14 protein-coding genes, 1 tRNA gene and 5 pseudogenes are annotated in these 13735 nt (G+C 32.9%); 11 read left to right on the top strand and 9 right to left on the bottom strand.

The genetic code is table 11. The features are described 5' to 3' along the window. Positions 1-21 precede the first annotated feature (21 nt). Complete coding sequence (gene yunB / locus PWK10_RS09090) at positions 22-696, top strand: sporulation protein YunB (protein ID WP_274765830.1); 675 nt, start codon at positions 22-24, stop codon at positions 694-696. Here yunB and PWK10_RS09085 read toward each other — a convergent pair. From PWK10_RS09085 to hpt, 3 genes and pseudogenes are all read right to left on the bottom strand, one after another. After that, a pseudogene (locus PWK10_RS09085) lies at positions 672-1556 on the bottom strand (NAD(P)/FAD-dependent oxidoreductase). The gene yunB and the pseudogene PWK10_RS09085 sit on opposite strands and share 25 nt — an antisense overlap. Further along, positions 1556-1879, bottom strand: coding sequence for a thioredoxin (trxA, locus tag PWK10_RS09080; protein WP_008909480.1), 324 nt, complete (start codon positions 1877-1879; stop codon positions 1556-1558). The pseudogene PWK10_RS09085 and the gene trxA overlap by 1 nt, the downstream one beginning before the upstream one ends. Before the next feature lie 142 nt (positions 1880-2021). After that, positions 2022-2521, bottom strand: a pseudogene (gene hpt / locus PWK10_RS09075) (hypoxanthine phosphoribosyltransferase). Between the two features lie 148 nt (positions 2522-2669). On the opposite strand from hpt, the pseudogene hflX reads away from it, so the two are divergent. Continuing rightward, positions 2670-4474: pseudogene (gene hflX / locus PWK10_RS19775) on the top strand (GTPase HflX). A gap of 181 nt (positions 4475-4655) precedes the next feature. Here the strand turns inward: hflX and PWK10_RS09060 are convergent. From PWK10_RS09060 to PWK10_RS09050, 3 genes and pseudogenes are all read right to left on the bottom strand, one after another. Beyond that, a pseudogene (locus PWK10_RS09060) lies at positions 4656-5165 on the bottom strand (FAD-dependent oxidoreductase); the annotation flags it as partial. A 41-nt stretch (positions 5166-5206) separates the two neighbouring features. Then, a complete protein-coding gene (locus PWK10_RS09055) occupies positions 5207-5527 on the bottom strand; it encodes an FAD-dependent oxidoreductase (protein ID WP_274768205.1) in 321 nt (106 codons plus the stop codon). 390 nt (positions 5528-5917) lie between these two features. After that, a complete protein-coding gene (locus PWK10_RS09050; RefSeq protein WP_274765827.1) occupies positions 5918-6334 on the bottom strand; it encodes an FAD-dependent oxidoreductase in 417 nt (138 codons plus the stop codon). 107 nt (positions 6335-6441) lie between these two features. Between PWK10_RS09050 and PWK10_RS09045 the strand changes: the two genes are divergently transcribed. Together PWK10_RS09045 and PWK10_RS19770 are read left to right on the top strand one after the other, a co-directional pair. Continuing rightward, positions 6442-6517, top strand: a tRNA-Gln gene (locus tag PWK10_RS09045). Between the two features lie 99 nt (positions 6518-6616). Further along, positions 6617-7632 (top strand): annotated as a pseudogene (locus PWK10_RS19770) (amidohydrolase). A gap of 269 nt (positions 7633-7901) precedes the next feature. On the opposite strand, the gene PWK10_RS19765 reads toward PWK10_RS19770, so the two are convergent. After that, positions 7902-8309 (bottom strand): hypothetical protein, encoded by a 408-nt coding sequence (locus tag PWK10_RS19765; RefSeq protein ID WP_446715363.1) that lies wholly within the window; start codon positions 8307-8309, stop codon positions 7902-7904. Further along, complete coding sequence (locus PWK10_RS09030) at positions 8264-8743, bottom strand: hypothetical protein (protein WP_274765825.1); 480 nt, start codon at positions 8741-8743, stop codon at positions 8264-8266. The genes PWK10_RS19765 and PWK10_RS09030 overlap by 46 nt, the downstream gene beginning before the upstream one ends. Positions 8744-9015: 272 nt before the next feature. Here PWK10_RS09030 and rd point away from each other — a divergent pair, with 272 nt between their 5' ends. The 6 genes from rd (at position 9016) to pdxR (ending at position 12752) form a co-directional block, all read left to right on the top strand. Then, positions 9016-9174 (top strand): rubredoxin, encoded by a 159-nt coding sequence (gene rd / locus PWK10_RS09025; protein ID WP_008909473.1) that lies wholly within the window; start codon positions 9016-9018, stop codon positions 9172-9174. Positions 9175-9255: 81 nt separating this feature from the next. Continuing rightward, entirely contained in the window at positions 9256-9495 is a 240-nt protein-coding gene (locus tag PWK10_RS09020) for a hypothetical protein (RefSeq protein ID WP_008909472.1), read from the top strand. A gap of 84 nt (positions 9496-9579) precedes the next feature. Then, a complete protein-coding gene (locus PWK10_RS09015; protein ID WP_274765824.1) occupies positions 9580-9882 on the top strand; it encodes a nucleotidyltransferase domain-containing protein in 303 nt (100 codons plus the stop codon). 257 nt (positions 9883-10139) lie between these two features. Next, the gene (locus PWK10_RS09010) at positions 10140-10472 is read left to right on the top strand and encodes a hypothetical protein (RefSeq protein ID WP_274765823.1); all 333 of its coding nucleotides are present in this window, start codon (positions 10140-10142) and stop codon (positions 10470-10472) included. Next, the gene (locus PWK10_RS09005) at positions 10462-11331 is read left to right on the top strand and encodes a DegV family protein (protein WP_274765821.1); all 870 of its coding nucleotides are present in this window, start codon (positions 10462-10464) and stop codon (positions 11329-11331) included. The genes PWK10_RS09010 and PWK10_RS09005 overlap by 11 nt, the downstream gene beginning before the upstream one ends. A gap of 8 nt (positions 11332-11339) precedes the next feature. Beyond that, entirely contained in the window at positions 11340-12752 is a 1413-nt protein-coding gene (gene pdxR, locus PWK10_RS09000) for a MocR-like pyridoxine biosynthesis transcription factor PdxR (RefSeq protein ID WP_274765820.1), read from the top strand. Between the two features lie 14 nt (positions 12753-12766). On the opposite strand, the gene PWK10_RS08995 is transcribed toward pdxR, so the two are convergent. After that, the gene (locus PWK10_RS08995) at positions 12767-12961 is read right to left on the bottom strand and encodes a DUF1858 domain-containing protein (RefSeq protein WP_008909468.1); all 195 of its coding nucleotides are present in this window, start codon (positions 12959-12961) and stop codon (positions 12767-12769) included. 125 nt (positions 12962-13086) lie between these two features. Here PWK10_RS08995 and PWK10_RS08990 point away from each other — a divergent pair, with 125 nt between their 5' ends. Beyond that, positions 13087-13674 (top strand): YigZ family protein, encoded by a 588-nt coding sequence (locus PWK10_RS08990; RefSeq protein ID WP_274765819.1) that lies wholly within the window; start codon positions 13087-13089, stop codon positions 13672-13674. The last annotated feature ends 61 nt before the right edge of the window (positions 13675-13735 follow it).

The following is a 13735-nucleotide window of genomic DNA, read 5'->3' as shown; positions in this document are numbered from 1 at the left end:
GCAATATTAAGGTTGATTTGTATGAAGAAAAGATATAGGACTATTAAAATAAAATTAATATTATATTTGATGTTTCTTTTAACTTTTGCGACGTTGTTTTTGATTTATCTTAATTATTTTTTAAGGCCGACCTTGATTGCCTATTGTGATCAGGAGGCTAGAAGGACAGCGGTAGAAACTATAAACAATACGGTTAAATTTGAGTTTGGGAATAAGATATCCTATGACGATATTATGTCGGTTAAAACTGATAAGGATGGAAATGTTGTTATGATTCAGGCGAATACGGTGGAATTAAATATTTTAGGTTCTCAAATAGCCCTTGAAGTTCAGAAAAGGATTGGCGATATAAAGGAAAGAAGGGTGGAAATTCCACTTGCTGTTTTAACAGGGATAGAGATTTTATCAAATTATGGTCCAAGGATACCCTTTAAAATGAGGCCGGTAGGTTCTGTGTTAACTTCCTATAGGACTGAATTTTCATCGGCAGGAATAAACCAAACAAGGCATATTGTTTACTTAGATGTTTCTGCAACTGTTCAGGTAATTATTCCTCTTGCAAGGAATAGTGTTACTGTAACTTCCAGCATTCCTATTGCTGAGAGCATAATAGTAGGAAAGGTTCCGGATACTTATGCTGAGATAAAAACAGAAAATCCACCTAAGGATATTCAGGAGTATAATATTAAAAAATGATGAGGAAGTTCCTCATCATTTTTTTGATCTAGGTATTCAGCAGCATTTAATGCAGCTATTTGTCCTTCCCCTATAGCCTTTGCTACTTGGTAGGGTTTACCTGTTATGTCTCCGGCGGCAAATAGCCCTTTAATGTTTGTTTCCATCCTTTTATCTACAAGAACATGGGGACCCGTCAACCTCAAGGCCAGGCACAAGGCTTGTAAGGGGTAGGCTGTCCTTTAATACAAAGAAACCATCTGCTTCTATTGAGTTGTTTTTAAGTATTAGTTTTTCAGCCTTTAAGGATCCTTCAAATTTTATAGGACTGTCATTAATTATTTCAACATTTTCATTGAATTTGAAGTCACCTTTAAACATTGGGATAAAATATACCTTTTGGCAAACTTCAGCTAAAAAATTAGCCTCTTCAAGGGATTCATGATTATATCCAACAACTGCTACAACCTTTCCTTTATATAAAGGGGCATCACAGGTTGCACAGTAGCTTACCCCGTTTCCAAGGAATGTATCTTCGTTTTCTATAGATTTTTTAAAATCGACGCCTGTAGCAAGGATAACTGATTTTGCTTCATAAAAATCGTTTTCTGCTTGAATTGAAAAATAGTTGCCCATAGCATAAACTGCGATTACGGTTTTATTTATTATTGTAGCATTAGTTAACTTTAGATGCTCGTTAAGCCTTTCCATTAAATCCTTTCCAGATATTTCTGGCAAGCCAGGGTAATTAGGAATAGAGGGGCTAAGCAAAACTTTTTGCTATCGCCCCCGAATATAACAACGCTTTTGTTTCTGGCAAAGGCATTAACAGCAGCTGAAATGCCAGCCGGGCCTTTGCCTATTATAGCTACATCGAACATTATAGTCCTAAAGCTCCTTTAATAGCACTTTCAATTTGAGCTGCTGGTCTAAATCCTACTATTTTACCCAATGGCTTGCCATCTTTGAATAGAACAAGGGTAGGGATGCTTGAAATACCGTAAAGTGAAGCAGTCATAGGATTTTCATCTACGTTTAGTTTTGCAACAACAAGGTTATCCTTAAGGTTTTCAGCAACTTCTTCAACAACTGGAGCTATCATTCTGCAAGGTCCGCACCATTCAGCCCAAAAATCTACTAATACAGCTTTATCTGAGTTTAAAACCTTTTCATTGAAATCAGCATCTGTTACATGAATTACCATAATATATTCCTCCTCTATATTAAGCTTTGTTTACTCACTATACCCCAGGGAGTGTCTACACTATTATAATATTACTATAATTTAATTTTGTCAATATTATTTTTAAAATTTCAAAATAAAAGGCACCGGACGGTGCCCCTAATTATTCCCAATTGAATATATAAGGCTTATTTCTGTAATAATCGCCATAGTTTAATCCGTAGCCAACAACGAAAACATCGGGAATTGTAAAACAGCAGTAATCAGGAACAAGTTCAACTTTTCTTCTTTCTGGCTTGTCGAGTAACACGCAGGACTTTACACTTGCAGGGTTTTTAGATTTGATATATTCCATAACGAATTTCATAGTTATGCCTGTATCAACGATATCATCAACTATTAAAACATCGTAGCCTTCTACATCGTCTGCTATATCTTGAACTATCTTTACTTGACCGCTGCTGGTTTCACCATGTCCATAACTAGATGTTGCCATAAACCCTATTTTAACAGGAACATCTATATGTCTTACAAGGTCTGCAGTGAATATAAAACTACCTCTAAGTAGTGACAAAACATAAAGTTTTTTTCCTTTATAGTCTTCGGAAATTTTTTGCCAAGTTCAGAAACTTTTTGTGCAATTTCATCTGAACTTATTAAAATGTTTTCTTTTTATTTATTAACTCCATCCTATTCCCTCCATTAACGAAGATTGTTATCATTTAATATAAGTTAAAGTTAATGTTTTGTCAAGGCGTCTTGGTTGTTTCTAGCAATATATTAATGTATAATTATTTAGCGAGGTGATGATATGATAAGAGGTAATTTAGAAGGAGTAAAAAAATCTTATATAAATGAATTAGAGGCTTTGTTTGAAATTGATTTAGATAAAAATTTAATAATTTCTAAGGATATCCTAAATGTTTTATCAAGGATTTCTTGGGAATTAAAAAGAGAAATTTCTATATATATAAATAGACGGGGTAAAATAGTAGATATAGCAATTGGTGATAGTGAAACTGTAAATCTTGAAGAAATATTTGAAAAACGAAAAGAAGGAGGCCTATCTGGGATAAGATGTATCCATACCCATCCATCAGGGCAGGGGGAACTTTCAGTTGTAGATATAACGGCACTGGTTAGTTTACGATTTGATATGATGGTAGCCGTTGGAGTTAATGAAGGAAAACCTATAGATTTTTCGATAGGCCTTATAAGTGTTATTGATGGAATGCTCTCTAAAAGAGCTGATATATTAGGTCCCTATGAAGCAGGGATTATTGAGTCGATTGATGCATTAAAACTTATTAGGGAAGTTGAGGAAAAATTAGAGGAAAGAGTATTTATCCTGGAGGAAAAAGCTAAGGAAAAGGTTATATTGGTTGCAGCAGGAAACGATGATTTATATACCGTTGAAGAGTCATTAGAGGAGCTTAAAGAACTTGCTGAAACCGCAGGAGCAGAGGTGGTTTTTAAATTATATCAGAAAAAAGTAAAATTGATCCTGCCACATATATAGGAAGTGGTAAGGCAAGGGAGATTAGCCTTTTAAGACAAAGCCTAATGGCTGATGCGGTGATTTTTGACGATCAATTAAGCCCTGCACAGATAAGAAATCTTGAAGAAATTTTAGGATGTAAAGTTATAGATAGAACAGCCTTAATCCTTGATATTTTTGCCCAAAGGGCAAAGTCGAAGGAAGGAAAGCTTCAGGTTGAACTTGCACAGCTAAAATATAGATTGCCAAGATTAACAGGCTTTGGAGCCATGCTCTCGAGAACAGGTGGAGGAATTGGAACAAGGGGACCTGGAGAAAAGAAGCTGGAAATCGACAAAAGGCATATAATGAGAAGGATCAATGATTTGGAAAAGGAGTTGGAGGCTGTAAGAAATACAAGGCAGGTTCAAAGGGAAAAGAGGCTTTCTAATGAAATTCCTGTAGTTTCAATAGTAGGTTATACTAATGCAGGAAAATCTACTTTAAGAAATAAGCTTTGTGAAATTGCAGGGGTTGATAAGGAAAAGGTTTTTGAAGCAAACATGCTCTTTGCAACCCTTGATACTACAACAAGGCTTGTTAATCTTCCTAACGGTAAAGACGTTTTAATTTCAGATACAGTTGGGTTTATAAGGAAGCTTCCCCATGAACTTGTTGAGGCCTTTAAATCCACCCTTGAGGAGATAATTTATAGCGATCTTATCTTACATGTAGTTGATGCTTCAAATAAAAATGCTGAAGCTCAAATAAAGGTCGTAAATTCAGTTTTAGAGGAAATAGGAGCGGGAGATAAAAGAAAAATTCTTGTTTTAAATAAGATGGATATTGCTGATTGTGAGAGTTTAGAGATTTTAAGGGGTAAATTTAAGGATGTTGTTGAAATATCGGCTGTTGAAGGAACCAATTTAGATGTTCTTTTAAAGATTATTCAAGATAATGTTTACAAGGATATGATAAGGGCAAAACTATTGATTCCATATTCTGATACTAAAGTTGTTTCTTATCTGCATCAAAATAACTGCATTGAAAAGGAAGAATATACAGAAGAGGGGATACTTGTATGTATAAATACCACTAAAGATGTTTATGGTAGGGTAAGGGAATTTGAAGTAGAATAGGCACAGAATTTTCTGTGCCTATTTCAGATTGTAGACAAACGTTCTTTGATGTTTATACTTTGCAAGAGCCCCGGAAGGATTAGAAAAGGCATCTCTCATAAGCTCTAGCAATTAGAATTGATTAGCGAAATGAGCGAATGCCAGGGAAATCCTTCACGGGGCTTATCAAAAAATAACTTTTTCAACAGCCTGATTTATAGTTATTCCTTATAAGTTTAGCTATATTGTTGGCAACTAGCATCCCTGATTGAAGGGCACCCTGCATCCATCCGTGCTTAGTTGAAACATGCTCACCTGCAAAATGAACCCTTCCATTCATTTCTGGGGTTGTAGAATCATAAAGGAATAGTTCTTTTTGATTTGGAAGCATAAAGCAAACTCCTCCCCATATAAAGGGAACCTCTGACCAAAGGATGTAGGTATAATCTATCAAATTATTATCCATATATCCTTCTGGAAGTTTGTGTATTTTTTCTATAGATCTTATTATTTCTGTAATCCTTAAGTTTTCGTATTCTTTTCCAAGTCTTACGGCATTTTGATTCCAGTTGTAGGAGGCAAGTAGTGTTCCGGGCTCTTTATATGATGTATTTTCTTTTAGTTTATACTTAAATAATTCACCTTTAATAGGAACTAAATGATCTGAGGGATAAACTGTTAATATTGTAATAAGATCTGTTAATGTTGTTCCACTTAAGGGGTTGTTTTTATCCCTCTCCCAAAATCTTTCCTTTAGATAGAGGAAGGTTTTTGGCCTATTTCATAATTAAGTTCATTTATTGCCTGCATTTTTCTAACGGTAAATGGTGGGTTGACTTTTATTCTTCTTAGGCTTGAAAAGGGAATAGCACAAATCACAAAATCAAAATCGTTATAAAAATAGCTGTTGTCGTTAAGGTCTAATATTTCCAAAATTATTTTTCTACCATCGTAAGGGGACTGGATTATAGAATTAACAAGGCTATGAAGTCTAAAATTAACTTTTCCAGGACCTTTAGAATTTATAAGTTGATTATAAAAGGCAAGGGGAAGATTTATTATTCCTCCTTTAATAGTGTAGGTATATAAAAAGTCTAATGTATAGTATTCTGCTAAAATTTCAATGAGGCTTATATTAATAAGATCCCCTCTAGGGCAGATATATTGCTAATTAAAGAAATAGCATTTTGGGAAAGGCCAACATTTTCATATCCTTGTCTTAAGGAAATGCTTTGAATTTCTTTTATTTTTTAGAATAATCCCTCTTAATTTGCAAAAGTTCCTTTCTTTCTTCCTTTGAAAGGCTAAAGAAATATTTTTATATAGTTTTCCGATTAGTTCATCTGGAGTTCTTTTTTCTCCCTATCAGGAAGATCAAATTGTGGATATATATTTTCCATTATGCTAACTGGATTATTAATTGCATATGAATTTCTAACAAAAATAAAGAGGATGTGCTTTTACTTATAAAGGGGATGGTTCTGAGTTTAAATTCATTAATATAGTGCCATGTTGTTTCGTGGGAGGGTGGAATGCGCATAGGACCAAGCTCGCCATATTGATTTTTGGACTTGTCAAAAAGTGGGTTTTAACTCTTCCTCCTATTCTGTTTGAGGCTTCAAAAATAGTAATGTCGCATCCTATTTTATTAAGTTCATAGGCAGCACAAAGTCCTGAAAGGCCTGCGCCTATAATGGCTACTTTAAATTTTTTCCCTTGCTCTTTGGATGCGATTTTTTCAATGTTTGGTGGAGGTGAAAGAAGCTTTATTATTTCATGAAAATCCTCCTCACGATTATCTGATTTTAGGAAAAATCTTAAAATAGCATGCCTTTCAACATCAGTAGGATTTGGAACTTGATATGGAACTTCATTTTTCATTATATCACCATAGGGATTTTTATTAATTTATATGAATAAAAATATTAAATTAATGATATAATTGATATTGAAATTTTAAAAAAAGTTGCTATAATAATAAGTGATGATGCCGAGTAGCCAAGTTGGTAAGGCACCTGACTCTGGATCAGGCAATCGTGGGTTCGAGTCCTACCTCGGCAGCCAGTGGGGTGGTAAATAACCACCCCTAAATTTTTTGTTTTATTTTAATTGAAAATTCTGAATATAACGAATATAATTATATAAAAGCCAAAAAGGAGGGTTATGATGAAAAGATTATTAATAGAGAATATAAAAGTAATTACAATGGAAGGAGATTATATTATCCCTAAAGGATATATTTATATTGAAGATAACAAGATAGTAAAGGTTAAAGAAGGAGTTTATGAAGGAGAAAGGGATAATTTTGAGGTTATAGATGGAAAGGGCTGTGTAGCACTACCAGGTTTTATAAATTGCCATACTCATATTCCTATGACCCTCCTTAGGGGCTATGGAGAGGGGCTGCCCCTAATGAGATGGTTAAATGAAAAAATCTGGCCCTTTGAAGCTAGGTTAACTGAGGAAGATATATATAACGGTGCCCTCTTAGGAATTATAGAAATGATAAAAAGCGGAACTACATCATTTGTAGATATGTATTTTAGAGAGGATACAATTGCAAAGGCCTGCAGAAGGGCAAACATCAGGGGATTTTTAGGAAGCCCAATAATTGGGGATATGTGGGAAAGGCAGATCGATGAGACGCTAAGTTTATATGATGAATTTAAAGAGGATGATTTAATCAAGATATTTATTGCTCCCCATTCACCATACACATGTTCCTTTGAAACTTTAAAAAGGTTGGGGAAATAGCAAGAAACTACAAATTACCTATTCATATTCACATTGCTGAAACCAAGGATGAGGTAAACATAATAAGGGAAAAGTATAATAAAACTCCATTTGAGGTTTGTAAAGATGCCGGACTTTATGATGAAAACAAAGTTATTGCAGCCCACTGTGTTTACTTAAATGATGATGATATTATTATGGTTAAGAATTATGATTTTACTGTGGTATATAACCCCCAAAGCAATATGAAGCTTGCAAGCGGTGTAGCACCTATTGTAAAGATGATGGAAAATGGAATTAATGTAGCTTTAGGGACTGATGGAGCATCCAGCAATAATAATCTCAATATGATAGATGAAATGAAATCTGCATCCCTTCTTCAAAAACTCAGCTTCAATGATGCTACAGCATTAAGCGCCTATGATACTTTAAAGCTTGCAACGTAAATGCAGCAAAGGCTATAGGTATGGAGGATAAACTTGGAAAAATTAAGGAGGGTTTTTGGCAGATATAATATTAATCGATTTTAATAAACCTCACCTTAACCCTCCAACGGATATATATTCAAATATTGTTTATGCTGCTAACGGTTCTGAAATAAAGACAAGTGATAATTAACGGTAAAGTGGTTCTAAAGGATTATAAGCTTCTTGATATAAAGGAGAATGAAACCATCTTAAATGCTAACCAATCCTTTATTAAGGTTATTGAAAGATTATAATAAATTCCTTAAGTAATAAAATAATTTTGTTATCATAATGCTAATAAAAGCTGTAAAAGAGGCAAAAATTAATGGAAATCTCTTGTTTAGCTTTATAATTCTATTATCCATAACTAAATTGACTGATAAATTGTCGTTGCCCTGTATAAGGGATGTTCCTGTCATAAAAGAATTTTTAGGAATATTTAAAAGGTCACAGATTGTTGGGGCAACATCAAGCTGAGATACCCAATCCTTTGGGACTAAGTTTAGTTTCTCGATGTCATTATCAATGATTATAAGTGGAATTTCGATACACCGAACATTGCCATCACCATGGCCCCCTTCATCCTTATGGCCATGGTCTGATGTTACAATTAATGTATAATTTTTATCTTTAATATGTTTCCATAGAAATTCAATATTATTATCGACATTTTCGCAAGATTTTTCGTATTCTGGTGATAAGGCACGTGCCTATGTCCTGCTTTATCAACCTCCATTGGATGAACTAATAATATGTCAGGGTTATATTTATCTATAATATTTATTGCATTGCTAAAAACCTTTGAATCATTGTTAAAATAGGTATATCTGTAATTAAATGAATAAGGAAAGAGCTCAATAAACCAGTAGTAACCTGATAGGGCTGTTTTATAACCCGACCTTTTAGCAAGAAGAAAAATGTCAGGAATTAAAGAAGGGACAGGATGAAAGTTTCTTGTTATTCCGTTTATATTAGTTGGCGAGCCTGTAAAAATTCTTTCGTAACCTGGTCTTGATAAAGTTGGAGGAAAAGCTTTTGAATTATAAAGGATTCCATTTTTGTAGTCTATCATATTTAATAAAAATGGCATATACTTAATGGAATCTAAGCGCAGCCCATCTACAAGAACAATGCATATTTTTCTATTTGTTTTTTTAAAAGTTATATTATTTAAGGCTTTTAGCTGAGTTTTAATCAAAAATTATGTAACATAAAAAATATTGTAACAAAAATAAAAATTTGGGTTAAGATTTTCATATTATCACCTATAAATAGTTTGAGAAAAAAATAAATAATAATGTTGGAAAATATAAATAAATGGGTTATAATATGGAAAAGAACTATTAATAAGGAGGTATTTTTATGGACAAATATTTATGCCCAGCATGTGGCTATGTTTATGATCCAGCAAATGGTGATCCGGATAACGGAGTAGCTCCAGGAACAAGGTTTGAGGATATTCCTGAAGATTGGGTATGCCCACTTTGTGGACTTCCAAAATCGGAATTTGAAAAGATGTAATATACACCCCCAATTTAGGGGGTGTATTTTTTATGTTGTAAGGGAAAATTATTGATAGAAATGTGAAAAGGGGTGTTTAAGATGTTGATTTGTCCAGTTTGCAATGGATTGGTTGATTATAATAAGAAATGTCCTTTATGTGGAAATAGGATGGAGATTTTAGATAGGATTGAGAATTATTATGACAGTTATTCTGCAGACCTGCCGTATGAGATTACAGATCTTAACGATGGCGATCCAAGCTATATTTGTAAGCATATAATTTTATGTCCAAGTTGTGGTTATAGGGATGTAGAGGGTATTTATAATATTCAAAAATAATAATACTTTACAATGATTTGATAATAATTATATAATAAATTAAACATTATTTTTTTATTTTAAAATTTTATGGGGGAGGGTAATGTGACTAATTTAATAAAATCCTATCAGGAGGCATACGATAAGGCATTTGGTAAGTTAAAAAATAATTCCAATGTTATTGCTATAATTGTTTATGGGAGCATTGTATCTGGCGATATTTGGGAGGAATCGGATATAGATTTCTTTGTAATAACCAAGGAACAAAATAAATTAATGAATTTATACAGCAAAATCAATGATGTCCCTATTCAGGTTAACTATATATCAAAGGAAATTTTTATTAAGTCTTATACCAACCTATTAAAGGGAGGAACCTTCCATAAAGCCTTTTTACAGGGAAATTAGTTTATTGCTTAGATGATGAGATTAAGGATCTATTTAATTCAATAAGGTTTTACTATGATAGGGATAGAAATATTAGAAATCTTGAGATATTATGTAATATATTTAACTGTTTACATTATTCAAGAAAATACTACTATACAGGAAAATATGAAACTTCCTTTCAATGGATAGTAGATCTTATTACAAATTTTGCTAGGCTACAGTTAAATGTAAAGGGATATATAACCGATAAGGATATTTTATCCTTTGCTGTTAGTATGGATGAGGAAGTAGATAAGCTTTTTAATATATTAAATACACAAAAAACTTTAAAGGAAAAGATATATACCGTTCTTGATTTTATTGAAAAATATCTTGATCAAAATATTTCTACTCTTGCCATGCCCATAATTGAATTTTTAAAGGAAAAAAAGCAGTTTTTATCAATTCATGATATTAAAAATTCTCCTGAATTTAAACAGTTAAATGGAGACTTGAATTATCTTTTAGATTATTTATCACAAAAGGGATTAATCAATCAGTCCTTGAGAAGTTTTACAACATATGGAGAAGAGGAGCTCATTGAGGAGCTTGTTTATTATGTTTATTAATTTGGAGGTGGATTATGAAAAAATAAAAATAATTGCCGATAGCGGTTGCGACCTTGAAAGGAGCTATGCAGAAGAACTTGGAGTTTATATTATCCCTATGATAGTTTATTTTGATGATGAGGCTTATTACGATAGAGTAACTATGACAACGGAGGAGTTTTATGAAAAGCTAAAAACCTTTAAGGGACTTCCAAAGACTACTCAGATAACACCAGCAAGATTTATAGAAGAATTTAAAAAGTTTATAGATGAGGGTTATCATATAATATATATTAGTTTTTCTTCAGGCCTTTCAGGAACATATCAATCTGCCCTTGTTGCAAGAGAGGAACTTGGGGAAGAGAATGTAGATGTTATTGATTCAAAGGGTGCTTCTGTTGGGTATGGCCTTATGGTTAGGGAGGCTGCCTTAATGCTCAAGGAAGGAAAAACAAGGGAAGAAATAATAGATAGAGTAACTTTCATGAGGGATAGGATGGAGTATATATTTGCAGTTGGAAATCTTGAGATGTTAAAAAGAGGAGGAAGAATATCAAGTTCTAAGGCTCTTATTGGCAATTTGCTCAATATAAAGCCTATTCTACAGTTTGATAATGGATATATAGTTCCCTATGATAAAGTAAGGGGAGAAAAGGCAATTATAAAGAAGATGATCGAAACGATGCAGGAGAGAGGTTATGAAATAGAAAAACAAGTAATAGGTTTAAATTATTCAAGAAATTTAGACTTTTGTTTGCAACTTAAGGAAGAAATAGAAAGGACATTTAAAGTTAAAGAATTTGTTATATCGGAGATTGGTCCAACAATAGGAAGCCATGTTGGCGAAGGAACTACTTCAGTTTTCTTTATGAGAAAATAGGTGGTCTTATGAAATTTTATGAAAATATAAAGCTTGATGAGTTTTCTAGTGAGCCGAAATATATTCAGCTTTATGAGATTTTAAAAAATTTAATTGAGGAAGGTGCCATAAAACCTGATGAAAAGCTTCCTACAATAAGGGAACTTTCTAAAAAACTTAGCGTGAATACCGTTACAGTTGTTAATGCATATAAACTTCTAGAACAAAAGGGATATATCTATACAAAGGTGGGAAGTGGGACTTTTGTATCTAAACAAAATGATGAAAGAATACAAGTTTTTTCAGAAAATCCTTTAGCAACAAATACCAAAAGGGAAGAAATCAACGGAGCAATTAATTTTTCTACATTAACACCGCAAAGCAGTCTTTTTCCTGTTGAGGATTTTAAATTTGTCATAAATAGAATTTTAGATAGGGATGGAGCTAGTGCCTTTAATTATGTTGAGCCTCAAGGATATTTCCCGCTAAGGGAGTCCATTTGGAAATATTTGGAGGAATGCGGAATTGAATGCGAAATAGATAATATTAGCATCGTTTCAGGTGCCCAGCAGGGAATAGACCTTGTGGCAAAGGTGCTGGTTAATTTTAATGATGCTATTGTAGTTGAAAGTCCTACCTATACAGGTGCAGCAGCGATATTTAAAAATAGGGGAGCAAATATTATCGAAATCCCGCTTAAAGAGGATGGATTGGATCTTGATGAACTTGAGGATGTATTAAAAAAGCAAAAAGTTAAACTTATATACGTAATGCCTAATTATCAAAACCCTACGTCTATAACCTATACTGTTGAAAAGAAATTGGAACTTATAAACTTGGCATTAAAATATAATACATATATTTTGGAGGATGATTTTTTAACTGAAATCAACTTTTCTAAAAAGCCTAATGAACCTTTAAAGACTCTTGATTTTTGTGATAGAGTTATTTTTATTAAAAGTTTTTCAAAAATTTTCATGCCAGGACTTAGACTTGCAGTGATAGTATCTCCTTTTAATATATCTAGAAATTTAGTTTTTGCAAAACAAAATACGGACATTTCAACGTCAAGTTTAATTCAAAGGGCCTTTGATTTATATCTTAGGGAAGGTTTGTGGACAAGACATTTAAACAATCTTAAGGATATTTATTATAAAAGATATTGCTTAATGAAGGAAAAATTAAGCGAGATAAAGGATATAAGATTTAAAGATCCTAAGGGTGGAATTCATTTTTGGGTTGAATCTGAATTGGATGCAACGATAATAGCTTATAACGCAAAGAAAAGGGGAATTGCGATTGCTCCTGGTAGGGCCTTCTATTTCGATTCAAGAAGTAGTAACAATTTTAGACTAAGTTTTGCTCAAACTGATTATGATGATATAACAAATGGAATAAATATTTTGAAAGAGATTTTTGATGAAATAAAAATGCCAGGGTAACCCCTGGCAATTTATTAGCCTTTTATAGCTTCGTTTAGATCCTTTAACATAGCATCTAGATTGATACCATGTGCCATAGCGCCTTGTTCTAGAGTTTCGTATCTAGCTGCTATGCAACCTAAACAGCCCATTCCGTATTTAGCAAAAACTTGAGCTGTTTGAGGATATTTTTGAACTATTTCAATTATACCCATATCTTTTGTAATCATAGGGTCAAACCTCCTTAAATAAAATTTAAGCTTAATTTATCTTAACATATATTTTTAAAAAATACAACTATATTAGTCAACATTATAATTTATCATTTACCAAAAATTTGTTCTGAGGTGAGAGGATGTTTAAGGAAGATTGGACAGTTTTAAGACAAGTTGAGGTTTCCTTTGAGGAAAAGAAGTCTTTATTTATTTGTAACATAAAGAGGATAAAAAACGAAGAAGAGGCCATGGATTTTATAAATTCGATAAAAGAAAAATATAAGGATGCAACTCATAATGTATATGCCTATATAACTAATAATGGCATATCTATGAGGTATTCTGACGATGGTGAGCCCCAAGGAACTGCTGGACCACCAGTTTTAGAGGTTTTAAAGAGGGAAAATGTTAATGATGTTGCAGTTGTTGTAACAAGGTATTTTGGAGGAATTCTATTAGGTGCAGGAGGACTTGTAAGGGCGTATAGTGCATCCTGCAAACAAGGTGTGGATGCTGCAGGCAAGGTAAAAAGAAAAATGGGAATAAAGTTTTCTATGATTGTAGACTATGAAAAATATGGGAAGATAAATTATTATCTTCAAAGTAAAAATATAAAAATTTTAGATGTAGAATACATGGAAAATATACGGATACAGGGTGTGTGTTTGGAAGAAGAATTTGAAAAAATTCATTCTGATATAATTGAAATAATGGGGGAAATGATATAATTAAAGTTACAGACAATAATTTAGTGTTTGTAGATGAAGCAGAAAGGATTATGGAGGTGCA

The sequence above is a fragment of the Caloramator sp. Dgby_cultured_2 genome, from assembly GCF_028872215.1.
Lineage (GTDB): Bacteria > Bacillota > Clostridia > Clostridiales > Caloramatoraceae > Caloramator > Caloramator australicus.
This window is presented reverse-complemented; position numbering and strand designations above follow the sequence as displayed.